A 24930-nucleotide genomic window follows, 5' to 3' on the forward strand; every position below is an offset into this window, starting at 1 on the left:
AAGCTATTAAATTAATAGTGTTAAGTCTTGCCTAGTTTGTCGATTTTTCAAGCAAATTGGCTGATTGATACCAATGTTTAAGAGTTTGCTCTAACAGTTGTTTATTGATGGGTTTGACCAAATAATCGTCCATGCCGGCTGCCAAACATTTTTCTTTATCACCTTTCATTGCATTGGCTGTCATTGCTATGATTGGAATATTTTTATTGTGTTCACCACAGTCGCCTTGCCTGACTCTTTGCGTTGTTTGATAGCCATCTAGATGTGGCATTTGACAGTCCATTAATATTAAATCATAGCGCATGCCAGATTGTGCTGAAGCCACTAGTATATCGAGCGCTTCTAAGCCATCATTAGCTGTGTCTAACTGCTCGGTGTAAGGGGCTAACAAGGTTTGCGCCACTAATTGGTTTATCTCGTTGTCTTCTACTAACAGCACGCGGTTAAATTTGATATTTAGTTGAGTATCTGTAGTAGATAAAGCGTGTTTGTTTTGAGCATGATGTGTAGATAAGTTGGTAAAGGTGTGGATTAGCTCTAACGTGGTAATTGGATAAGACAACAGTTTTATATTCGGTGCAATCAGTTCTTTTAGTTCTTCGTTTGAATAGTTGACCGGATGTATAACCAAACAGGCACACTGTTTGGCGTACTGGTCTATTTCGCTTTCAAGGTTCGCGGCGCTAATAGCTGCGGTCATTAAATCGGTGAATACAATTGCCTCTACATCTTCAAACTTCGCCGTTGCTAGCTCAACTGTGGTGTGCAGGTTATGGGTTACCCGAACCAAAGGGCGCAGCTGCTTTTCTAGGTAGTGTTTATAAGCGTTTTCTTCACCGATTAAAATAACTGACTGTTGCAGTGATTGTTTTGCCTCTAAAGGAAAGTTTTGCGCCACTGGTACGGGCCCGCAGTCTATATTTATGCTAAATGTACTGCCTTTGTTATATTCGCTTGTTACAGCAATATCGCCATGTAATAGATTGGCCAGTTGTTTGCTAATGGCCAAGCCGAGTCCAGTGCCACCAAATTTTCGAGTGGTTGAGGTGTCTACTTGCGTAAACGCGGAAAACAGAGAATCAAATTTGTTTGAGTCTATGCCAATACCAGTATCTTGCACATTGACTTGCAAGCGTATTTGTTGTGTTGTTGGCAACAACTGGCTATTTGCACTGATAGTGACTGAGCCTTGTTCAGTAAATTTGATTGCATTGCCAACCAAATTGGTGAGAATTTGTCGGAAACGAGTTGGGTCAGTTAATATTTGAATTTGCTCCAACTCAGTCGTGTCGACTAAGAGCGCTAAGCCTTTTTCAAAGGCTTTTATAGAATAGGTCTGGGCAACATTTTCTATTAACTCCTGAATATTGGTTGGCACTGTTTCTATATCTATTTTGCCCGCTTCAATTTTGGAAAAGTCTAGTATGTCGTTAATTAACACTAATAAAGAATTGGCACTGTGTTGTGCGAGTTTGGCATAGTGTTGTTGGCGTGAACTTAAATCTGTGCTTTGGAGAATGTTTAACATCCCAAGCACACCATTCATCGGCGTTCTAATTTCATGCGACATACTGGCTAAAAATGCCGATTTTAGTCGTGCTGATTCTTGTGCTTTTTCTAACGCTTGTTCTCGTTGTTTAACAGCTGTTTTAAGTTTATTTTCAGCTAGAATTTGATTGGTGACATCATTTTGTATGCCAAGAAAGTGTGTGAGTTTATTGTGGCTGTCAAAAACAGGTGTAATAGAGAGTTGATTGTAAAACTCTTTACCCTGCTTGGTGTAATTTATAATTGTGGTTGAAATAGCTTGCTCAGAACGGATCGCTTGGCTGATTTGTTGAATGATGCGTTTATCAGATTTTTCACCTTGCAAGAACTTGCAGTTTTTACCCAGCACCTCATTTTTTCCGTAGCCTGTAATATGTTCAAAAGCTGGGTTAACGTAAATAATGGGTTGATGCACAATGCTCGCGTCTACAATTATTATACCTGAGGGGGCCGTTTCGATTGCGCGGTCGCGTATACGAAGTTCTCGGTCGATACTTTTTTGCAGGGTGATATCTATTCCCACCAAAACAATACCAGCTAATTGACCATCAGAGGTTAAGTAGCGCGTTCGATGCCAATGAATGAAAGTTTGCTGATAATTGTTATATTCGTCAGGTAAGTGGTACAAACTTTCGAATTCGTATTGGTCACTTTCTAGATTAAATACCGCTGCTCTATGCTCTTTTTCTATGATATTGATTGTCGGTATGCCGTTATCAAGTACTTTATTTTTAAATTCGTCAAAAGTGTTGTTGTGCAATAAACAACGGCCGTTCAGGTCAAATACCGCTAAAGACTCTGCTATTGAGTTGATAACACTCTGGAATTGTTCTTTAGATACATTGGTTGCAAATAATTCTTCAAGTAAGCCATCAAATTGATTACGCAATTGCGTCATTTCGTATAATTGTGGGCCTTGGTGTAAGTTAGTTGATGGTGTGTTTTTTCGGTCGTGGCCTTCAATTGCGTTAACAAACTGGTGCAAAGTTTGTGACGCAAAGTTTGCGGCTAAACTGATGCTATAAGTGGTGGCAATAACGAGCCCAACAAGTGCAACAATTAATACGATAATGAACATAATAACTTGTTGATAGGCATATTCAGTTTTTTGCAAAATATAGATTGTGCTGAGGTCATCAAATGGTTGTAGTAAATACTTGTATTCTTCTAGTTGTGCTAGCTTAAATTGGTTGTTTGATTGGGGAATAGAGGCTGATTTAAACAAGATGTTATTTTGTTGGTCGGTGTAAACTATCTCTGTTTTGAGCAAGTTGATTTCAAGCAAAGGTTGCACTTGTTGCAATGGAATATGCGCATAAATTGCGCCTTCAGGTAGCTGCCCATATCGAATTGGCGCAACGAATATCCAGCCTTGGCTGGTCAGTTGCTGATACGTTTTGCCGTTTTGTAAAACTTTGTCAAACCATTGTGCACGGTTAAGCAATGGACGTGTAGCTTGGTTGTTGGTAATTATTTGCCCTTCAAAATCTAACAGGCTTAACTGACTGTTCTGGATCCCTGCAAATACGAAAGAATTAAATAGCAATTCAATATACTGCCGCCGTCCTTCGACATCGATTAAACTGTTAATGATTAAGTCATTTTGCGCGAGATTCTCGACTTCAGCTTTCAGAGTATTGGTGGTTTTTGTCAATATGTGGCTAAATTGTTCGGCTATTTCTTGCTGATGGTCCTGAATTTCGTGTTCAACTAACCTTTGGGCGTAAACAACGACCAAAAAACTGACAACAACTAACATTGTCAAAACCTTAGGTAGGGTTTTACGGGTTATGTATTGGTGTAGGGTCGGCGTATTATTTTGGTCCATGCTAGTCAATTCACACCTTACTCGATAAGTTTAGCAGCGTGCACTGAACTGGGAATATTTGTTAAGTTACCCAACATATCAAAGGTTAACATTCGGTAATCTTCTGGTGTTAGCGCGTCATGCCGAGTTGGAGTAAAAGCGCGCTGATAATTTTTAACCAGTCCATGATATTCAGGGAGTTTTTCAAGTGCATCTCGAATGACCGCTCTGTCGGTCGATTGTGCTTGTTTGACCGCTGTGGCTAACAAGTGTACTAAGTCATACGCATGGGCTACCCCAACAGCCGATGGTATAGCGTGGGCTGTATAGTTTGTTTGATATTTCTGGTTATATTGTTGGAGCACTTGTTTTGCCAATTGCTGGTTGTGTGCGTTAAAAAATGAAAAAGTTTGAATGACGCGAATATCTGCTTGGCGCAATATTTCTAATCCAACTGATTCTACAAAATGACCAGACGTAATACCCCAATGGGAAATAATGGGTTTATGCATACTCTTTGGCAGGCGATGCATGGCTTTTACTATTTCAGCCCCTTCTGGTGCGTTGGAAACTAAAATCATTGCTTGTGGCTGCGTAGCTAATGCATTCGCGACCTTGTTGTGTAGTTCCGAATCGCGCCAGTTGAACCACTCGATATGCGTGATGTGAATGTCGAGCGCTCTGGCGGCTTGTTCTAACGACAACTTATTCGAACGTCCCCAACTTGTATGTTCCAGCATCAAAGCGACTTGAGTTAGCTTGTGTTGTTTTGCATGTTTCAACAACACTATTGCGGCATCTTGATCACGCAGTGAAACTCGAAAAACGTAATTGGGTGAATAACCGTTGTCAACAATGGGCGTGCCAGCAGCCCAAGGCGCTAAATAAATCACTTTATGTTTGTGAATGACAGGCAGTTCTGTCATGGCAACTGGGGTGTGAATGCCTCCAAGAACTGCTAGTAGGTTGTTTATTTTTGCGAACTGCTCAATATTGCGTTTTCCTCGCGCAGGGTTTCCACGATGGTCTTTAGAAATTAACTTGAGTGATTTACCTAATAGACCGCCTTGTTGGTTGATTTCATCAATTGCAAGCTCTGCGCCGCGTTGAATTGCGATACCACCTTCTGCTGAAACGGCGGATAAGTCAGCGTCTAGGCCAATAAAAAGTTCGTCAGCATTAACTGGTGACAGATAAAAAGTGAGCCCTAGCAAGCCCATAACAAATTTTTGCATTTAGGATAGTTTATTTGCTAACAGGTTCGATGTGACTAAGTATAGTCTACCGTTTAACGATTGACAGGTGAGGAGATGAAAATAACAAATTCTTTTATACGGCAAAGCGAAGTCATCCAATGACGACTTCGTCGGTCTTGATGACTTGATTAAGGAAGGAGTTGTTCGCCTTTCCACAAATCGGTTAATTGTTCGCGCTCGCGCACCACATAAGGTTTGTTGCCATCTACCATAATTTCAACGGCACGTACTCGCGAGTTGTAGTTTGAGGCCATAGTAAACCCATAAGCACCGCTAGATCGTACGGCAAGTAGGTCGCCTGCGGCTATTGGGAGTTTTCGGTCTTTACCCAAGAAGTCGCCTGTTTCGCAGATCGGCCCAACCACATCATAAACCGCAGCTTCGCGCGTTAAGCTTGCATCGACAGGCACAATATTTTGCCAAGCTGAATATAAACTCGGGCGGATTAAATCATTCATTGCCGCATCAACAATCGCGAAATTTTTCTCTTCGCCATTTTTGATAAATTCTACTTTGGTGATCAAAATCCCAGCATTGGCCATTATTGAACGGCCCGGCTCAAAAATGAGTTTTAAATCAGCTCGGTCGGTCAATTTAGCTTTTAATGCTGCAACATACTCTTCAGTTGCAGGTGGTTTTTCATCGGCATAAGTTACACCTAAACCACCACCGACATCTAAGTGGCTAATTGCAATACCTGCTGCTTTTAACTCATCAATTAGGGCTAAAACTTTATCAAGTGCATCGATAAACGGTTGAATTTCGGTTAATTGAGAGCCGATATGGCAGTCGATCCCTTGTACATTGAGGTGCGACAACGAAGCTGCATATTTGTACACTTCGAGGGCACGCTCTCGTTCAATACCAAACTTATTCGCTTTTAAACCAGTTGAAATATACGGATGAGTTTTGGCATCTACATCTGGATTTACCCGAATCGAAATTGGCGCTTGTTTATCCAGCTCGGCGGCTACTTTGTTGATGCGATCAAGCTCGGGTTCAGATTCAACATTGAAACAATAGATGCCAGCCTCTAATGCGTATTCTATTTCAGCTTCTGTTTTACCAACACCAGAAAAAACAACTTTGGCAGGATCACCGCCAGCTTCGATAACACGGGCCAGTTCACCGCCTGAAACAATGTCGAAACCTGAGCCTAAGCGTGCCATAACATTGAGCACACCTAAGTTTGAGTTTGCTTTTACCGCATAACAGACTAAGTGAGGGTGTTCACCTGCTGCTGTGTCAAAAGCTTGCCAATGGCGTTCAATTGCCGCGCGCGAGTATATGTATGCCGGAGTGTTAAACTGGGCAGCTATGTCGGCAACATTTACATCTTCTGCAAATAATTGGTCTTGTTTGTAATTAAAAAAATCCACGCTGATTCAACCTATTGTTTTGTAGCATTTTGTTGGGTATTGTGTGTTTGAGCATTTTTATCTGCAGGCTTTGGCATTGTTAGTGGACCTCGCTGCCCACAGGCAGTTACAAGGAAAATACAGCAAACTAGCGCAGAAAAAGTTTTAAATCTCATCACAATTCTTAAATTCTTTGTTCGAATGCGGGTATAATCGCATTCATTGTTAGAAAATCAAGTGAAAGACATGAGCCAATTAACTGAAACTCAATATCACCAACTCGTTGACGACATTCTACTGCAAATTGAGCAAAAGCTCGAAGAAATCGAAGATGATCTCGATATAGATTATGAAAATTTTGGTGGCAAGTTAGATATAGAATTTGCCGATCGCAGTAAAATTATTTTGAATACACAAGAGCCTTTGTTGCAATTGTGGGTTGCCACTAAATATAACGGTTATCATTTTAACTACCAAGATGGACAATGGATTGATGAACGTTTTGGCGACGAGTTCTGGCACTTTATTGAAGAAGCTGTTTCAAAACAAGCCGGAACAAAAGTTACTTTTAACCGTTAAATTGCTGGTTTATTAAACAAAATAATGTTAGAAAATAGACCTAGCCAAATTTAACCCAAGGGTGAAGATGTATCTTCGCCCTTTTTGTTAGCGGGCAAAACGAGAAAGACAACGGAGAATTTATGACAGAGCAGCTCTCGTACATTGATGTAAACCCACAAGGGGAAGTAAAATCATTAGTTGTATGGATGCATGGCCTAGGTGACTCGGGTCACGGTTTTGCCCCATTGGTACCGGAACTTAACTTGCCTGACAACCTTGGAATTCGGTTTGTATTTCCACATGCGCCTGTTAGGCCAATTACCATTAATAATGGTTTGCCGATGCGTGGTTGGTACGACATAGTTTCATTTGATATGAATAATCGCGCCGATGAAAAAGGTGTGCTTACGTCGGCAGAGCAACTACAAGCGCTGATTGATAGTGAATTAGCTAAACACAATTTAACCCATGATAAACTGGTAATTGCTGGTTTTTCACAAGGTGGGGTAATGGCTTATCATTTGGGCTGCCGACAGCCTGAAGCGCCTGCTGGTATTTTATCTTTGTCAGCGTATTTATCTATGCCAACTAAATTAGCAGCAGAGGCAACTGAAGCTGCCAAGACAGCGCCGGTGTTGGCTATGCATGGTGTTAATGACGAAATTATTCCTGTGGCGCTTGGTAAACAATCAGCTGAAGTTATTAAGCAAGCAGGCTTTGAGGTAACTTGGCAAGATTACCCGATGCAGCACAATGTATGTGCTGAACAAATAGGGGAAATTTCTAAATGGTTGCAAGCGGTATTAACCAGCAAGTCGCCTGCTTAAATTTCTAGCCTAAATGTCATCGGACCATCGTTAGTTAGGCTGACTTTCATGTCAGCCTGGAATTGGCCAGTTTGCACCCTGATTCCCTGTAGCTCGATTTGTTGGGCAAAATATAAATATAACTGGTTAGCCAAATCAGGCGCCGCTGCATTGGAAAAACTTGGACGCATACCTTTTTTGGTATCTGCCGCCAAAGTAAATTGCGACACCACCAAAATTTCACCAGCCACATCTTTAACACTTAAATTGGTTTTACCATTTTCATCTTCAAATATTCGATAACCGGCAACTCGTTCAGCTAAACGTTTGGCTTTGGCTTCGTCATCCCCTTTTTCAACGCCAAGTAAGACTAAAATACCTTGGTTGATGTTGGATATAACTTGGTTGTTAACTGTTACGCTAGCTTGGCTAACTCTTTGTAATAATGCGATCATTTGTGGTTAACTCATGTATTGCGACTGCGTCGGAGTGATAATTTTCACAAAGACGCTGTAAATACATCCTTATACGCTTCGCTTTTTCATCCCTGAAAAAGAGACTTTGCGCTAAATTATCACTCCAACACTGCCAGGTATATTGGTCGTTGGAACTATCTTAGTTGGTGTTTTCTTGTAAAAAACGCGCAATTTTATTGGCTGCGTTTAAAAATGCTTCAGCCATAAAAGGTTCACCTAAAGAGTGACCTGAGTTTGGCACTATATATAGGCGGCTATTTTGCCATTTTTCAGCTAATTGCCAAGCTTGGCTTACATCACAAACAGCATCGTAGCGCCCATGAATTATGGTAGCGGGGATGTTTTGTAACTTATCCATGTTTTGCAAAATTTGATTTTCTTCAATAAAACTGGCTTGGGTAAAATAATGGCATTCCATAAGTGCCATGGTCTTATTGGCGTGCATATCATCCACGTTTTCGCGCGATTCTAAATGATGTAATACTGATATCCTATTTTCCCAATTGCACCAATGTTTAGCTGCGGCTATTTGGCTAAATTGATTGCTGCTTGTAAGCTGCGCCAAATAACTTGCCGCTAATTGTTGGTGAGTTATCGGTTCATCATCTGCTAAATTGGCCGCACGAATAAATTCTTGGTAATAATCTGGGAAGAGACGGGCTGCGCCATCAGGTTCGTACAACCATTTTAAATCTTGCTCACGTGCTAAAAAAATGCCTCGCAACAACATAGCCGACACATGTTGTGGATACTGTTGTGCATACAATAGCGCCAGTGTTGTCCCCCAACTGCCGCCGGCTAATACCATTTTTTTTATACTTAGGTGTTTACGAATGTGTTCGATATCCGCCAACAAATGGGCCGTGGTGTTGTTTGTTAACGATAAACTAGGGGTCGACTGACCACAGCCGCGTTGGTCAAATAACACGATACGATAATAATTTGGATCAAAAAAACGGCGGAAAAAGCCACTAGTGCTTCCACCTGGGCCGCCATGGCAATAAACAACGGGGTAACCCGTTGGGTTGCCTGATTCTTCTATATAAATTGAGTGACCATCGCCTACATCGAGTTGGTAGGTTTGATTTGGTTGAATGTCAGGATAAAGCATGTTGTTCGGCCTTTAATTCGTCTAGTACGCAGGTAAATTCTGCGCCAAGTAATACTACCAACCAATTAAAATACACCCAAACACAAAAAATTGGGATGGCCGCAAGTGAACCATAAATAAATTGATAGGTTGGAAAAGCGCTAATATACCAGCTAAATACATACTTACAGATTTCAAATAGCACTGCAGTCACCCCAGCGCCTAACATGGCTACTTGGCTACTTGGCCGTTTTGCTGGAACTAGTCGGTACAATAACAAAAAATATAAGAATGAAAAAACCAGTGGGATCCCCGCGTTTAGCATGTTACCAGGAAACCAGCTCGCAACTTGTTGAATCCACTCTATGGCTAAAAATGCACTAGTTGCCAATAAGCTGATACCAATTAACACCGGGCCTAAGATAATCACCATTAGGTAGATAATTAAATCTTGCCAAAATGGGCGCTTTTTATTGGTGACAAAAATTCGATTAAGCTCTTTGTCTATATTTTTTAGCAACATCACCGCGACGACAAATAATGCGGCTGTGCTCAATCCAGTGGCATCGCCTAAGTTATTGATAAATTTTACTAGGTGCTTTTGCACTTCGGCACTGGCTTCTGGAACAAAGTGGTGTAGTAGGTAGCTTTCAATGCTAGCCTGTGCCTGTTCAAAAATGCCAAAATTACTCATGACACTCATTATCACAGTGACAAAAGGCACAAAACTGAGCAATGTCACAAAAGCTAAATTGCCAGAGATGATCGTGACTTCATCTTGTTGGCATTTTTTTATATATCTAACGACGAATAGACCGAGTGTTTGCATTATGTTTTTCCTTGCAGTAAACACATGGTTTTAGGTTGACCATATCACACTTACATGTGCTATAACTATTTGAGATTAATATAAATGACAGGCTAAGCCAATGACACAATTTCCGCAATTATTTCAGCCGCTCAAATTAAAACATCATACATTAAAAAACCGTATTATTATGGGTTCGATGCACACTAATCTTGAGGAGTCGGCTGATGGATTTGATGCGTTAGCTGAGTTTTACCGGCATAGAGCGGAAAATGACGTCGCACTGATTGTTACCGGCGGTATATCACCTAACGCCTCTGGTGTATTAGCGCCAAAACAAGCCATGATGACAAGCCAAGCGGATGTTGAGCAGCATAAACAAATAACCCAAGTTGTGCACAAGGCAGGTGGCAAAGTCTGTATGCAGTTGTTACATGCGGGTCGATATGGTTTTCACCCTGATGTTGTTGCACCTTCTGCTATTCAAGCGCCAATTAGCCCATTTAAACCTAAAGCGCTAACCGATAAAGAAATTAATCAACAGATTAAAGATTTTATCAACGCGGCGGTTTTAGCTGAACAAGCCGGTTATGATGGTGTGGAAATCATGGGCTCGGAAGGTTATTTAATCAATCAGTTTATTGCCAAGCGCACTAACCATAGGTCGGATAGATGGGGTGGCAGCCTCGAAAACCGTTGTCGCTTTGCGCTTGAGGTTGTAAAAGGCATTCGCGCCAAATTAGCTGAAAACTTTGTAATTTTGTTTAGATTATCAGTGCTTGACTTGGTTGAGCAGGGCAGCGATAAAACGGAAGTTTTACAACTGGCTAAATGGTTAGAAGATGCAGGTGTAGATATTATTAACACTGGCATTGGTTGGCATGAAGCGCGAGTGCCAACCATAGCTGCTATGGTGCCAAATGCGGTGTTTAGCCAAGCGAGCCAGTTAATCAAACAGCATGTAGATATTCCTGTGGTGGCGGTTAACCGCATTAATATGCCAGATACCGCAGAACAAATACTGCAAGACGGCCATGCTGATTTAATCTCCATGGCGCGGCCATTTTTAGCCGACAGTGCTTGGGTGAACAAAGCGCAAAATGGCAAAGTAGATGAAATTAATACCTGCATTGCCTGTAACCAAGCTTGTTTAGATAAAGTATTTTTAGGCCACACCGCCAGTTGTTTAGTTAACCCTGTGGCTTGCCGTGAAACTGAACTTAAATTTAACCCAGCTGCGGTTGTTAAAAATGTTGCTGTGATTGGTGCGGGTGTCGCTGGTATGGCTGCTGCTGTTTATTGTTCACTGCGTGGCCACAAGGTCAGTCTATTTGAAAAGCGCAGCGAAATTGGCGGCCAAGTTAACTTCGCTAAAAATATTCCGGGTAAAAGTGAGTTTTCTCAACTGCTTAGATATTTTAAAACTATGTTGGCGAAGCACAATGTTGATATTCATTTGCATACCGATGTCGCAGCGGAACATTTAACGCATTTTGATGAAGTCATTGTTGCTTCTGGTGTACAACCAAGGTACCCAGATATTCCAGGTTTAGAGGATTTTATTGGCTCTAAAGTATTTGATTACCAACAGGTGTTGTCTGGTAACGTGAGTTTAATGGGGCCAAGTGCGATTGTTGGTGCGGGTGGCATTGGTGTTGATGTGGCAGTGTTTTTAACTGAGCAATTGAGTTTGGAAGATAGCTGCAGCAAAAGTGATGCCGAGCTTTATTGCCAGCAGTGGGGCATAGATCTTACCTTGGAACATACAGCCGGATTAACTCAACCCAAGGTTAGTGCAAATTCGGATATTTATTTGTTGCAGCGCAAAGCTGAGCCTATTGGTAAAAACTTGGCGAAAACCACGGGGTGGATCCATAAGGCGCATTTGCAGCAACATAAAGTGCATATGTTGTCGGGTGTGAGTTACCAAGAGATTAATCAGCAAGGTTTAGTAATTGAGCAGTATGGGCAAACTAGGCTGCTTGAGGTGAATAATATTGTGATTTGCAGTGGTCAGGAGTCGGTTATCCCTTCATGGATAGTGCAGTTAAAGCAGAAAGTGCATTTTATTGGTGGCGCAGCTAAAGCGGCGGAGTTAGATGCTGAAAGAGCGATTTATCAAGCTGCAAAAATAGCCAATGTTATTTAAGTTGTTTATTGAAGAGAGTCGCTGGTGAATGTGTCGCTGCTCGAACAGTGCATTCAAGCCTATTCGAAGCTTAATTTGTATTTTCAAATAAAACCACCAAGGGTTAGCAAACGAGTGATTACAGTAGGCTGGTATTAGGGGCTTGTGATTTACACGGGCAATGATATTAACGAAGAGCCGGATGCGGTGTTATTTTTAACATTAGGGCACGTCCAGAGCTGTATGAGGCGGCTCAGTAATAGGCCGTTCTACCATGACTATTTTTAGTGGACACTTGTTGCGCAACGCGCTACACTTTGCTAATGATCAAAACATTTAAACATAAAGGCTTGAAAAAGTTCTTCGAGACTGGAAGTAAAGTCGGAATTCAAGCTAAACATGAACGCCGTTTGAGAATGCAACTGGCCGCTATTGATACCGCTTCAGTTATTGAAGATATCGATTTACCCGGATTTAAGTTGCACCAATTAAAAGGTAATCGAGATGGTATTTGGTCAATAACTGTAAATGGTAATTGGCGAGTAACATTTGAATTCAAAGATGGTAACGCCTACATATTAAACTACGAGGATTATCACTAATGGCTATGCATAATCCACCGCATCCGGGTGAATTTATTTCCGATGTATATATGGAACCTTTTGGTTACAGCTGTAGATTTGTCGCAAAACAATTGGATGTCTCAGCCTCGACTCTTAACAGAGTCCTTAAAGGGCAGAGTTCTATTACTCCGGAAATGGCATTGAGATTGTCTAAGGCTTTGGGTAGAAGTCCGGAAAGTTGGCTATCTATGCAGGACAATTACAATCTTTGGCAAGCTAAAAAAAACGTTAATTTGACCAAAGTTCACCCTATAAATTTCGCCGCAGCGTAATGTGTATATGCAGTACCAGAAGATGGACCACCATCTCATTTATTACCAAAAAACTATAAGTTTATGGTGATTTGAAAATATAATAAATAAGGGTATGTTGCGCGAAGCCGCAACTTAATCTTATTGTTGGGTCGTTCTTCTGCATCCTGCAGTCACGGCATTAGTGCATCCTTGCACGTCACAAGCCCGGTGCAGAGTTCTGCTCCTTTCAATTTGTTTAGTATTTTGGCGGCCCATCATCCATGCAGCAAGCCAATATTGCGACAGCGACGAAACCCTTTGGTAAGGTGTGTTTGATAACTTGAATATAATGCACCATGCTATCAGCGGCAATGAATCCAAACTTGGGAACTGTCCGTTTATCCAGTATACTGCGCGCAGTTTTAAAAAATGCGAAGGTCGAATGCATGGATATTCATGGTTTAATTGATGGGTTAAATGACAAACAGCGTGAGGCAGTTGCCGCGCCTCAACAATCAATGTTGTTACTTGCAGGTGCCGGCAGTGGTAAAACACGTGTACTAGTGCAACGGATAGCATGGCTAATACAAGCCGAAAATATCTCGCCCCATTCAATTTTAGCGGTAACTTTTACCAATAAAGCGGCGGCAGAAATGCGCCACAGGGTGGAAGACTTATTGCAAACCTCAGTGCAAAGCATGTGGATAGGCACATTCCATGGATTGGCCCACCGCATGTTGCGCTTGCATTATGCTGATGCTGGTTTGCCAGAGGGTTTTCAAATACTCGATGCAGACGACCAATTACGTTTAATAAAACGCGTAGTCCGCGCACTCGATTTAGACGAAAAAAAATGGCCACCAAAACAAGCTATGTGGTACATCAATGGGCAAAAGGATGAAGGTTTACGCCCGCATCACATTGAAACTTGGGGCAATCAACAAGACGAAATTTACAAACGCATTTATCAAGCTTATCAAGAAACTTGCGACCGCTCAGGGCTAGTCGATTTTGCTGAGCTATTATTACGTGCGCACGAACTATGGCTAAAACATCCACACTTGTTGCGCCATTACCAACAAAGATTTAAACATGTTTTAGTCGACGAATTTCAAGATACCAACAGCATTCAATATGCATGGTTAAGATTATTGGCCGATGCCGATAATTTTATCAGTATAGTGGGTGATGATGACCAATCTATCTACGGTTGGCGTGGTGCAAAAGTGGAAAATATCCAACGCTTTTTAGACGATTTTCCAGACGCGCACATGATCCGCCTAGAACAAAACTATCGTTCAAGCGGTACTATTTTGAAAGCCGCCAATGCGGTTATTGCGCATAATTCAGGTCGATTAGGCAAAAACTTATGGACACAAGCTGGTGATGGTGAGCCAATCAAACTTTATTCGGCTTTTAATGAACTTGATGAAGCAAGATTTATTGTTGGTCGCATTAAAGAGTGGTTAGAACAAGGCAATGCGTTAAAAGACAGTGCCATTTTGTATCGAAGTAACGCGCAATCACGTGTGCTGGAAGAAGCATTAATTACCGAACAAATACCTTATCGAATTTATGGCGGTTTGCGTTTCTTCGAACGCCAAGAAATTAAAGATGCATTGGCCTATTTACGTTTGTTGAACAACCGTCAAGACGATGCCGCATTTGAACGTATTATCAATACACCAACGCGTGGGATAGGTGAAAAATCATTACAGCAAATTCGCCAATATGCGCGTGAACACCAACAAACCATGTGGCAGGCAGCCGAGAATTTAATTGCAGAAAAATTATTAGCTGGGCGTGCGGCCAATTCTGTTCGTAGCTTTGTAAACAAAATAAATGAACTCGAACACGAAATTGAAGACTTAGTTTTATACCGTCAGTGTGATGTGGTAATTAAATCTTCTGGTTTACACTTTATGTATCAATCAGAAAAAGGCGAAAAAGCACAAGCGCGTATTGAAAACTTAGAAGAATTGGTAACAGCTTGCCGCCAGTTTGAAAATACTGAACCCGAGTTATCTGATTTAAGTGCGTTTTTATCGCATGCAGCGCTGGAATCGGGCGAAAATCAAGCTGAGCGCAATCAAGATGCAGTGCAAATGATGACCTTACACAGTGCCAAAGGTTTGGAGTTTCCACTAGTGTTTATTGGTGGTGTTGAAGAGGGCATGTTTCCGAGTTTACAAACCACCGAAGAATCAGGCCGCATGGAAGAAGAACGAAGATTGTGTTATGTCGGCATGACAAGGGCAAAACAGCAGCTATATTTAACTTATGCAGAATCGCGTCGCATTTATGGTAAAGATCAATATCATGCGCCCAGCCGGTTTATTCGTGAAATACCGGCCGGTTGTGTCAGCGAAATTCGGTTAAATAGCCAAATTAGTCGACCAGCCGCAGTAGGTCGCTTTAGTGCCAGCGTAGTGGAAGATAGTTTTAACCAAACTGGTTTACAGCTTGGCCAACGAGTGATGCATGCAAAATTTGGTGAAGGGACTATTCTTAATTACGAAGGCAGTGGGCAGAATAGCCGCGTTCAAGTGAACTTTGACCAAGTAGGCAGTAAATGGTTGGTGGTGGCTTTTGCGCGCTTAGAAGTTATTTGAGGTAAGAGTTGGAACAATACAAGCTGTTAATTGTTGAAGACAGTCGGCCGATATCAACATTGGTTGAATATGTCGCAAAAGAAGCTGGTTATCAAAGCGTTATTGTTGAAACACTTGCTGAATGCAAACAAGTGTTGGCGCAAGAAGATAACTTTTATCTAGCCTCGGTTGATTACAGCTTACCGGATGGTCCAGATGGTGAAGCCATTGATGAAGTTATAAAAAAGGGCATTCCAGCCATTGTAATGACAGGCCATTTAGATAGCGAAATTCGCGATCACATCCTCAGCAAAGCTGTTTCTGATTATATCCCCAAAGAAAGTTCTGAAGCTTTTGCTTACTTAGCTAAGCAATTTCATCGATTTAAACACAACCCTAATTTTAAGGTATTGGTGGTCGATGATTCTGCTTCAACTCGCTCCTATGTACGAAATTTGCTCGAGCGTAACCTTTATGAAGTCATTGAAGCTGAAAATGGGCAACAAGGGTTAGCTTTATTGGCCGCCAACCCTGATACTCAACTCATTATTACCGATTACGAAATGCCTGTTATGAATGGGGTGCGTTTTGTCAGCGAGGTTCGTAAAACGTATGCAAAAGAATCGGTGTGTATTATCGGACTATCGGGTGGAGGGGCAACTTCGTTGTCAGCTCGTTTTATTCATAACGGTGCCAATGACTTTTTACAAAAACCTTTCTGTTTAGAAGAGTTTTATTGTCGAATTTATCAGAGTATTGAACACCTTGAGCATATGGCTAAGCTAAAGCAGCTAGCCGATGTAGATTCGATGACTGGGTTGTATAACCGTTATGCCTTTTTTAATAAAGCAAACCAGTTAGGCGGCAAAATTGAAAGTAGTCAATACGCAGTTGCAATGATTGATATCGATCACTTTAAAAAGATTAATGATGAATTTGGACATGACATGGGTGATGAAGTTATTCAGAACTTAGCACTGTCATTACAACAAGAGTTCGATCGAGAGATATTGTGCCGTATGGGAGGCGAAGAGTTTGTGGTTTGGTTTATAGATGGCAGTGCGCAAAGCCATTGTCATTTATTGGATGCTTTTCGTGAGCGGGTCGGCGAACAGCTAGTGCGCTGTGGGAATTATGAGACGCATTATAGTATCAGTATTGGTTATGCCTGTGCCCCAGACAATATCGAACAAGTGATTCAATATGCCGACCAAGCCTTATATCAAAGTAAAACCCAAGGAAGAAATCAGCTTACCCTGTATTCAACCCAAGGCGTATAAATAGGATAGTGCATGAATAACCGAGTATTGATTGTTGAAGACCACAAAACAACAGCAGAAATTCTGACTAAAATAGCCCAGAAACTTGGTTTTGAAGTCGAGGTAATGTCTAGTTTGGCTGATTTAACCGCAAGCCTGATTGAAGACAAAGCATACTTTTGTGCTTGTGTTGATTTTCATTTGCCCGATGCACACCACGGGGAAGCGATTGACCAAACGGTTGCGGCGAAAATTCCTACTTTTGTGTTAACAGGCCGCCTTGATGAGCAAGTCCGTCAAAAAGTGATGACCAAGGCAGTTGTCGACTTTATTTTAAAAGAAACGGTGCATTCCTTTGATTATGTTGGAAAATTACTCACTCGACTAAAACGAAATATGCAAGTCAACATATTGGTTGTTGACGACTCATTGTCTGTGCGCAAGTATTTACGTACTTTGTTAGAGCGACAAAATTTTACCGTAATTGAGGCAGTAGATGGATTAGATGCTCTGGCGCTATTGGCTGAAACCCCACAAATTAAGGTTGTGATAACCGACTATGAAATGCCAAATATGTCGGGCGTGGAACTTACCTCAAAAATCCGGCGGAAGCACCCGCATGAAAAAATAGCGATAGTTGCGATTTCGAGCAGCAACAATGCAATGTTAACTGCCCGATTCTTAAAAAATGGGGCGAATGACGCCTTGAATAAACCTTTTGACGCTGAGGAGTTTTACACGCGGATTTTTCGAAATCTTGAGTATATCGAGCAAATTGAAGAAATTGAATTTGCGGCAAATCACGATTATTTAACTAAAATTAAGAATCGTCGCTGTTTTTTTGAATTATCCAACCAAGCGCTTAAAACCGCAAACAAACCTAGTGCATTAGCGTTGCTCGATTTAGACCATTTTAAAGCAATTAACGATACTTACGGGCATGAAGCCGGTGATATCATTTTGGTTCAGGCCGCTCAGCGTATGGCTGCTCATTTTAAAGATGGTATAGTCGCACGATTAGGTGGCGAAGAGTTTTGTGTATTGTTGCCTGAAACATCCATTGATGAAGCATTGGGGCGTTTTGAATTTTTGTGCCACCACTTTGATAGTTTTGAGTTTAAAGTGTTAACTCAATCACTCAATGTCACAACAAGTATAGGCTTGGTTGAAATTAGCCAACAAGATTTATCGACTGCGTTAAAACAAGCTGACGAAGCGCTATACGCTGCAAAAGAGCATGGCCGTAATCAAGTTGTCCAGTATGGTCAATCAATCTAACTTGTCAGTTAGCTATTAATCATTATAATACCGCCTCTTTTTTGAGCAAATCAGCTCATGTCTAATCTTCAACGCTGGTTGTATAAGGTGTAGCAAGTTGTTACCTGCGGTTAAAAACTCTCCTTGGTTGTTTATTTCTTTAAGTGTATTAACTGGATTGATCGGTTCGTTCGTATATCCGCTGATGAGCTTGTTTCTAGTACAAGATCTCGATGTTCAGCCTATATTTATTGGTGTGTATACTGTTAGTGTAACTGTATCAGGTTTGCTGATAAGCCAGTGGTTAGGTAAAAAAGCCGACACAGGTGTGAGTGCACGCAAGATGTATATTTTTTCAGTTGTGGCCATGGCGATAGGCTTGTTTATTTATGCGAATGCTGCTTCATTTTGGTTGGTGTTGGCCGCGGGCATTGCGTTTGTCGCTGTGGGTAATGCGGCAATACCACAAATGTTGACGGTTTCTAGGCAGTGGGCAAATCAGACTAATAAAGTTGATATTGCACAGTTTAACGCCAAGCTACGTGCTGCTATTTCATTGGCATGGATGGCCGGCCCTGCGATCGGGTTTGCACTTGCATCAGCATTAGGTTTTTTTGCCTCCTTTTATATGTCTGCTGTTTGTGCCCTTATTGCTGCTATATTTGCTTTTAAATTTATTCCAGATATTCGTGCAAATAATGCAAGTTTAAACGCAGATAAATCCCAAACGGCAGGCTGGCCGTTTTGGTTATTAACTGCTTCTGTCACTTTAGGCTCGGTTGCTAATACCTTGTATTCATCATCAATGCCGCTATACACCATCCGAGAGCTTGGGTTCGAGCAATATACCCCAGGTTTGTTTATGGGTTTGGTTGCCTGTTTAGAGATCCCCGTGATGCTATTGTCGAGCCGGCTTAGTCGGCGTGTGAGTAAAACTACCTTGGTTGCGATAGCCTATGTTTTTGCCATGGTATTTTATGTTGGGATTTATTTCGCAGAGCAGGTTTGGCAATTCATAGGTTTGCAATTTATCAATGCTATTTTTTATGGGTTATTTGCAGGGCTAACGCTTACTTTACTGCAGCAAGAATTACCGCAGCGTGTCGGTTTTACCTCAGCATGCTATTCGAATGCGATAAAAACTGGTGTAATGTTAGGCAGTACATTAACTGGTTTTATTGGTCAATTTTTGTCATTTAGGTTGGCTAATTTAGGCGCATTTGTTGCCATTTTTTCAGCGCTATTATGCTTGTGCGCTTTTGTTTGGCTTAATACTAAACGTACTCGTGCTACAACAGCGGAATTGACTTTGTCGACTCAGGCTATTTAAGTTTACTCATTATTTTAAGAGGTCAAAAGAACAATGACACACCCAACTTTTCCATTAGCTTTAAATGATCAAGGTGCCGCGATTATTATAACGCCATGCCCAGGCACCAAAGGTTTACCGTTAGCTGAATCAATCGCACAATTAAAAGCTGAAGGCGCCAGTGCTGTGCTCACTTTTATGCAGCAATATGAACTCGAAAAAAATGATGTCACCGCAATTAAAGACTTGTGCGAGCAAAACGATATTTTATGGTTTCACCTACCTATTCACGATGACCAAGCACCAGAACAAGCATTTCAATCCGCTTGGCAACAAGCAAGAGATACTGTGCATAAGCTATTAGACGATAACAAAAAAATAGCCGTGCATTGTAAAGGCGGCACCGGCCGTACGGGGTTGGTATCAGCACAAATACTGTTAGAGCGCGGTTGGTCACTGGCAGATGCAAGTGTGGCAATTAAAGCCCTTAGACCGAATAGTTTAACCTTGCCACCGCATGTGGCGTATTTGAATGAGTTGGAGAAGTCGCTGGCCAAAAAAAGCTGATCGTGATTTTTAGTTGAGCGACCAAGTGTAATAGTAGACGAAGGGCGTTTTAATTTTGACTAGTGTAAAGTGTGTTGTTTGGGGAGATTGAAAATATAGTCTCCTCGCCCTTGCTGATAGAGTTCAACTGAATATTTATCATTGGTTTGTTTGCGTATCGACACTGCTATTTATAATAGTTGGGAATTTTTCCAGATTTTATTCTGTTTAAATCTTCAAATACCTTAACCAACCCTTTTTTAGTTTGTTCTGATTCGAAAGAATCTCGACGAATTGTCCACATTAAAGTAAGCCATGTAAAATTTTTATAAATGTCTGGGTTGTTCCGTTGAGTTTGAACTGTTGATATTAGTGTTCGGAATTGCAAACCTATTTCCAACACCATAGATTTGTATACTTCGTATAGATATTTTTCATTATAAATGCCATGCAAAATAGCATTACCTGCACGTTCCCAGGTGTTTAAAACGTACATTATATGTTTTCTTTCTTTAGAGCCGTTAAAGCGAGGATCCATGTATGAATGAATTGGAGTATTGTGACGATTGTTTATTATTTTGAAAACAGTGCTTATGGCTTCTTTGTACTCCTCATCATCTTGTAGTGATTTTTGGAAATTAAGAGAGTTTGTGTCAGTAAAAGCGTGCTTGTTTGATTTTATAGTGATGGTTGCAGCAGTTAGGGCTGCAATGGTTGAAATTAGAACGCACATGGGTGCATAAAAATCTTTACCTAACTTGTAAGCAAAGAAAGATAGTAGAGATATAGTGGAGCAAGATATTAGGAGTATATAACGATAGCGAATTTTTGTAATCATCCTTAAATCCTTGAGTATAAACAAAAAAAGAGCCATAAGGCTCTTTAATTATAAAAACTAATGCTGGTTAAAATCCCCAGTCTTCTTCGCTTATTAGAAAATTAAAAATAATCATCATTAGCTCCTTCTCGTTGTAGCCATTTAGCTAATTGCTACGTAATTATATTAATTCAGAAGTTGGGGAAGTTCTAATAACTTTTAGTTATAGGTGCAACAATGAATAAAAATAAATAACATAAATGTAACATTGTAATGGGCGTTTAAGTATTTTAACCACAAAAAGTACCTTAGCTATTACTTTACAGTTGCCTTAAATTGCGAATATCACTCAAATTTCTGCTCGCGTCCTAACAAAGCTGATGTGATACCAATGGTCTAGTTGATATCAACGTCTATTCTTCCTACTAGATTAACATTACTGAAATAGGTTATATTCCATCCGATAAGCGCTACTGTAAAGCTATAATAACTTGGTTATGCCTATGTTTTAATGATTTGTGTATATTGTTAACTGTTGAGTGTTGTTTTTGGTTGTGTGAAAATTGCCAGTCGTTCAACTATAAAATCAAACAATTCAAGGAATTGAACGTGAATAATGTACTTAAACCTGTAGTGCTAGCTCTATCTTTAGCTTCACTAGATATATACGCAGTTTCTGCCCCTACGGCTCCATCATCAGATGATGATGGAAATTTCACAGTGTCGTGGTCAACATCTGAATCAGGACTAATAATATTTGAAGAATACAACTCAAACCAAGGAACTTGGGTTTATCCTCTTGGCGGATACCCTGTGAGTGCATCAGGAACTTATAATGCTGTAAGTTATCCACAAGGCCAATACAAGTATCGCCTTAGGCATGTATATTGGGATCCAATGGGTAATACCCATAATGAATTAAGCGATGAAGCTATTGTTACAGTGGGAAATCCAGTCCCCGCCCCCGAGCCTGCACCTTCTCCTGAACCTGAAAGACAAACTGTATACATTTATACAGACATATTAGGCAGTGCGGTTGCTGAATCTAAATAGGATTTTTAAATAATGAACAACGTAAACATAAAAAATGTAACTTTCGCAATGCTATTTATATTGCCTTGTTTGGCCGGTGCGTCTTTTGCCAAAGATTCATTCAAAAAAACACCTTTTCACAATGAAATGTTGGCAGATTTAGACAATATTCATTCAAAGTTGAAAGATAAAGATGATCAATCCACCAAACAAAAAAAAGCAGACAAATCAGACAAATCAGACAAAGTTGCAGCTAAAAGGCTTTTTGCTGAATACGAAAAATACCAAAAAAAACAAATGAACAAAGTGGGTAATGGCAAAGCTCGTAAACATAAACGTGAGCTTAAAATTGCTAACGGCAAGGAGCTTAAGCGTAAAATTGTTGAGTTTAAGGGGAAAAAACATGCTCAATAGTATATTAAAATTTAGTAAGTTAATCACGTTTTTATGTTTATCTTCAATATCATTTTTTGTGTACTCATTGGAGCGAGAAGAAGTTAAATCTGAAAAGTACATTGAACTAGACCTATCTAATGGTGAAAGTATTAGTACGTGGGATCGTACTTTGTCATGGCATACCCAAGATCTATACATACCAGGAAATGGTTTGTCGATTTCATTAGGGCGGACTTATTCACCCCGTGTGCATAGTGCATATGTTAAAAAAATGGTAGGAGAAAAATGGCATTTAGACGTTCCTCGTATACGAGTTGACTTAAAATGGCGAACCATTGGGGTTTTAGACCATACAACTCTCAATGCACCAGCTTACGCAGTAAATGCTATGCGAGAACGCAAGCTAGATTGGTATAGTGGTCAAGTTTACAATGAACAAAACCCAACTTGTAATTTTAATTTTGGTAGTCCAGCACTGTATTCTTTTATCCAAAGTATAAATATTCCCGGTGTAAGTGGATTTAAGCAGGTGGCTGCAGATCCATCGATACCTTATCCGGACTATTTTATTGCGGCATTTGAAAATAACTGGGTTTTATTGTGTAAAGAAGTTGTTTCTACAGCAAAGGTTGACGGTTTAGAGCAGAGTGTTGAATATCCCCAAGGCTATTTATCTCCTGTTCTTGTGTCACCTTCAGGCACTCAATATATTTTTGGTGTAAGCAGTGGCAGCAGTCCATTGTGGGTAGATGGTGAAAGTAACTTACTCTATGGAAATTCACCGCACGGCGAACTGACCTATTTACTCATGGATTATTATGTTACTGATATTATTGATATTCATGGCAATAAAATTAACTATGATTATAAAAGATTAGCGCGCCATAATTACGCTACGTTAAAAAATAGTGGTTCATCAATTCATCCCAAATTTTTTGATATAGACCGAAGCTACCCCTACGATCGCTATTGGTTGTCCAATAATTTTATTGAATGGGAAACTGGTTTATTACTTGAACGTATTCACGCAAGTGACAACAGAGAGGTTGAGCTTTCATATATCAACAATAAGCTTGACTATATTGAATATACTGGCGACAGCACATCCACTGAAGCAAAAAGAAGAATTAACTATATTTATGACCCAGACAACCCTAAAGCATTAAAGCAAGTTAAGCTTCCAAATGGACAGTACTGGGAATACAGCTACTATGGTATTTGGTCTAATGGCTATGGTGAATATGAGCCAGGTTATTCAGAAGAGCTTAAAAGTGTTACAACGCCTACAGGTACAGTAATAACTTACGATTATGAAGTAAACGGAACAAAAAACCCAGTTTGCCAAAGCCAATTTACAAACCTAAAAAATGAGCAAATCGAAGGTTACATAGGGCTCTATCAATGGGTTGCAAGTGGGGCTGTGGAACACTACAGGCCTATGAATGAAATTGAGTCTTCAAACAATGAATATTTAAATGAAATTGCGAATCATTCATCAGGCGGAGCATATTACCCTTATACACCCCCTATTAAAAGTGCTTATATAAAACAGCGAACTGTTGCAAATGCTGATAAAAATTACACGCAAAATTTTTATTCATCATACGATGATTTCAAGCCGTATGACGGGTACAAAGACACGTATCAGTGGGTGTATACATATGTTGACGATTCTGAATCAGTAAGAGAATATCGTTCGTTGTGTGTACCACCGTCGAATCTTTATGCATACATTGACGGTTATCACCCAGGGTTCGATTATATAGTTGACTTAAATGGCCAGTTAATGAGCACTAGTGTTTACGATAGAGCTGATTTTTGGGCTGGTGGCGAGCCGTCATATCATGAAGAATATGAGTATGCATTGGTAAGCGACAATATTAGCTACCTAAGTTCAATTACTGAACCCAGAACCATGTTCAAATATGATGGCTTCAATGTTACGTGGTATCCATTTTTGCAAACTGCAAATAGTCGAGTCATTCGGGCAAAAACAACAATCACTACTAACGAGCAAGATGAATATGGTAATGCTGGATTGAAAAACAAGTTTTACAGTTTTGTGTCTGAAACCGACCCGTTAGGTAATCCCGTCGAAATATTAGATTCAAATGACGCCACAGGTATGATTAAGCAAACCATTAAAAATTATGAATATATAAGTGGCCCATCTCTGTGGCTAGTCAGTTTGCCGAGCCGAACTTTAATCCGAGATGATTTATCTAAACCTTTAGAGGCTATCAGTTCAACTGTATACCATAGCGATATTGACGGAAACCCAGCTTACGATTTAAAAGGTTTAGTTTACGAGCAGAAAAAATTTGGTGTTTGGCAGAGTCGAAATACTGAATACCACTCCGACGGAACGCTGAAAAAAGTTTTGTTTAACAAGACAGCATCAAATGACTCTAGTTATTTGTTTGAAAAGTATGAAAATTATAAATTGGGCACAGCGCAATCCATTTCAAAATATGACGTCAATTCAACAAATATCATAGGCGCCAGCAAAGTAGTTGATTCGTTTGGTCAAATTAAACAAATAACTGATTTCAAAGGCAATACAATTAACTTCGGCTATGATAATGCAGGAAGACAGCTTTATGTTGATTACCTTGATAGTTTTTGGGAAGACACTTTAATTTCGTACATTGATTCCAGCGATGGAACGACTATCAAGCAGCAAAAATGTAAATTATCATCAGATAAAACTTATTGTGCTACGCCCCCCAAACTAACAATTGAAACAACCAAAGATACCTTAGGTAATACGTTGTTAAACCAATTGACAGATGAAACTGGTTTGTTAGACCCAATCTATACTGTTTATGATTACGACAAATTCGGGCGAATAAATTTTGAATCTTACCCATCATTTAATGAGTTTGAGCAAAATGGTCAGCACTTAGATTACGATGAGCTCGGTCGGGTAATAAGCATTTCAGAAAATCGTAAAGGTGGGCTCGAGACAATTACAATTGAATATCTTAACAACAACCGCAAGAAAACTACCGATGCCAAAAATAATCAGA

General features: G+C 40.4%; 21 protein-coding genes. 13 read left to right on the forward strand and 8 right to left on the reverse strand.

Translation table 11 applies throughout. From position 1 onward, the window contains the following. Nucleotides 1-31: 31 nt before the first annotated feature. From DS2_RS20005 to lptM, 4 genes are all read right to left on the reverse strand, one after another. Nucleotides 32-3307, reverse strand: a complete 3276-nt coding sequence (locus DS2_RS20005; RefSeq protein WP_051479922.1) for an ATP-binding protein — start codon at nucleotides 3305-3307, stop codon at nucleotides 32-34. An 86-nt stretch (nucleotides 3308-3393) separates the two neighbouring features. Continuing rightward, nucleotides 3394-4590, reverse strand: a complete 1197-nt coding sequence (locus tag DS2_RS15040; RefSeq protein WP_035015651.1) for an ABC transporter substrate-binding protein — start codon at nucleotides 4588-4590, stop codon at nucleotides 3394-3396. A 149-nt stretch (nucleotides 4591-4739) separates the two neighbouring features. Beyond that, nucleotides 4740-5990 (reverse strand): diaminopimelate decarboxylase, encoded by a 1251-nt coding sequence (gene lysA / locus DS2_RS15045; protein ID WP_035015652.1) that lies wholly within the window; start codon nucleotides 5988-5990, stop codon nucleotides 4740-4742. 11 nt (nucleotides 5991-6001) lie between these two features. Beyond that, nucleotides 6002-6145 (reverse strand): LPS translocon maturation chaperone LptM, encoded by a 144-nt coding sequence (gene lptM, locus DS2_RS21060; RefSeq protein ID WP_152537622.1) that lies wholly within the window; start codon nucleotides 6143-6145, stop codon nucleotides 6002-6004. 70 nt (nucleotides 6146-6215) lie between these two features. On the opposite strand from lptM, the gene cyaY reads away from it, so the two are divergent. Both cyaY and DS2_RS15055 read left to right on the forward strand, forming a co-directional pair. Further along, nucleotides 6216-6548: an iron donor protein CyaY gene (gene cyaY / locus DS2_RS15050; protein ID WP_035015653.1), complete on the forward strand. Its 333-nt coding sequence runs from the start codon at nucleotides 6216-6218 to the stop codon at nucleotides 6546-6548. Nucleotides 6549-6670: 122 nt separating this feature from the next. Then, the gene (locus DS2_RS15055; RefSeq protein ID WP_035015654.1) at nucleotides 6671-7357 is read left to right on the forward strand and encodes an alpha/beta hydrolase; all 687 of its coding nucleotides are present in this window, start codon (nucleotides 6671-6673) and stop codon (nucleotides 7355-7357) included. Here DS2_RS15055 and dtd read toward each other — a convergent pair. The 3 genes from dtd to DS2_RS15070 all read right to left on the reverse strand — a co-directional run bounded on the left by dtd (nucleotide 7354) and on the right by DS2_RS15070 (nucleotide 9731). Further along, a complete protein-coding gene (gene dtd / locus DS2_RS15060; RefSeq protein ID WP_035015655.1) occupies nucleotides 7354-7791 on the reverse strand; it encodes a D-aminoacyl-tRNA deacylase in 438 nt (145 codons plus the stop codon). The two genes, DS2_RS15055 and dtd, sit on opposite strands and share 4 nt — an antisense overlap. A gap of 160 nt (nucleotides 7792-7951) precedes the next feature. Then, a complete protein-coding gene (gene pip, locus DS2_RS15065) occupies nucleotides 7952-8923 on the reverse strand; it encodes a prolyl aminopeptidase (RefSeq protein WP_035015656.1) in 972 nt (323 codons plus the stop codon). Further along, nucleotides 8910-9731: a YihY family inner membrane protein gene (locus tag DS2_RS15070; RefSeq protein WP_035015657.1), complete on the reverse strand. Its 822-nt coding sequence runs from the start codon at nucleotides 9729-9731 to the stop codon at nucleotides 8910-8912. The genes pip and DS2_RS15070 overlap by 14 nt, the downstream gene beginning before the upstream one ends. 100 nt (nucleotides 9732-9831) lie before the next feature. On the opposite strand from DS2_RS15070, the gene DS2_RS15075 reads away from it, so the two are divergent. The 8 genes from DS2_RS15075 (at nucleotide 9832) to DS2_RS15115 (ending at nucleotide 19677) form a co-directional block, all read left to right on the forward strand. Beyond that, nucleotides 9832-11859: an NADPH-dependent 2,4-dienoyl-CoA reductase gene (locus DS2_RS15075; RefSeq protein WP_035015658.1), complete on the forward strand. Its 2028-nt coding sequence runs from the start codon at nucleotides 9832-9834 to the stop codon at nucleotides 11857-11859. A gap of 302 nt (nucleotides 11860-12161) precedes the next feature. Then, on the forward strand, nucleotides 12162-12440 hold the full coding sequence (locus DS2_RS15080; RefSeq protein WP_035015659.1) for a type II toxin-antitoxin system RelE/ParE family toxin: 279 nt from the start codon (nucleotides 12162-12164) through the stop codon (nucleotides 12438-12440). Next, nucleotides 12440-12733 (forward strand): HigA family addiction module antitoxin, encoded by a 294-nt coding sequence (locus tag DS2_RS15085; protein ID WP_035015660.1) that lies wholly within the window; start codon nucleotides 12440-12442, stop codon nucleotides 12731-12733. Before DS2_RS15080 ends, DS2_RS15085 begins: the two co-directional genes overlap by 1 nt. Nucleotides 12734-13140: 407 nt before the next feature. Continuing rightward, complete coding sequence (uvrD, locus tag DS2_RS15095; RefSeq protein ID WP_035015662.1) at nucleotides 13141-15306, forward strand: DNA helicase II; 2166 nt, start codon at nucleotides 13141-13143, stop codon at nucleotides 15304-15306. A gap of 8 nt (nucleotides 15307-15314) precedes the next feature. Then, entirely contained in the window at nucleotides 15315-16565 is a 1251-nt protein-coding gene (locus DS2_RS15100) for a diguanylate cyclase (RefSeq protein ID WP_035015663.1), read from the forward strand. Nucleotides 16566-16577: 12 nt separating this feature from the next. Further along, nucleotides 16578-17822 (forward strand): diguanylate cyclase domain-containing protein, encoded by a 1245-nt coding sequence (locus DS2_RS15105; RefSeq protein WP_035015664.1) that lies wholly within the window; start codon nucleotides 16578-16580, stop codon nucleotides 17820-17822. A 97-nt stretch (nucleotides 17823-17919) separates the two neighbouring features. Beyond that, on the forward strand, nucleotides 17920-19131 hold the full coding sequence (locus DS2_RS15110; RefSeq protein ID WP_035015665.1) for a sugar efflux transporter: 1212 nt from the start codon (nucleotides 17920-17922) through the stop codon (nucleotides 19129-19131). A 33-nt stretch (nucleotides 19132-19164) separates the two neighbouring features. Further along, the gene (locus DS2_RS15115; RefSeq protein ID WP_035015666.1) at nucleotides 19165-19677 is read left to right on the forward strand and encodes a dual specificity protein phosphatase family protein; all 513 of its coding nucleotides are present in this window, start codon (nucleotides 19165-19167) and stop codon (nucleotides 19675-19677) included. 166 nt (nucleotides 19678-19843) lie between these two features. On the opposite strand, the gene DS2_RS15120 is transcribed toward DS2_RS15115, so the two are convergent. Next, on the reverse strand, nucleotides 19844-20494 hold the full coding sequence (locus DS2_RS15120) for a DUF4760 domain-containing protein (RefSeq protein ID WP_035015667.1): 651 nt from the start codon (nucleotides 20492-20494) through the stop codon (nucleotides 19844-19846). A gap of 588 nt (nucleotides 20495-21082) precedes the next feature. Here DS2_RS15120 and DS2_RS15125 point away from each other — a divergent pair. The 3 genes from DS2_RS15125 to DS2_RS15135 form a co-directional block, all read left to right on the forward strand. Continuing rightward, on the forward strand, nucleotides 21083-21526 hold the full coding sequence (locus DS2_RS15125) for a hypothetical protein (RefSeq protein WP_035015668.1): 444 nt from the start codon (nucleotides 21083-21085) through the stop codon (nucleotides 21524-21526). Nucleotides 21527-21538: 12 nt separating this feature from the next. After that, nucleotides 21539-21919: a hypothetical protein gene (locus DS2_RS15130; protein WP_035015669.1), complete on the forward strand. Its 381-nt coding sequence runs from the start codon at nucleotides 21539-21541 to the stop codon at nucleotides 21917-21919. Next, nucleotides 21909-24930, forward strand: a 3022-nt coding sequence (locus tag DS2_RS15135; RefSeq protein ID WP_035015670.1) for a hypothetical protein, incomplete at its 3' end; no start/stop codon positions are given. The genes DS2_RS15130 and DS2_RS15135, both read left to right, overlap by 11 nt.

The sequence above is a fragment of the Catenovulum agarivorans DS-2 genome (assembly GCF_000568405.1).
Taxonomy (GTDB): Bacteria; Pseudomonadota; Gammaproteobacteria; order Enterobacterales; family Alteromonadaceae; genus Catenovulum; species Catenovulum agarivorans_A.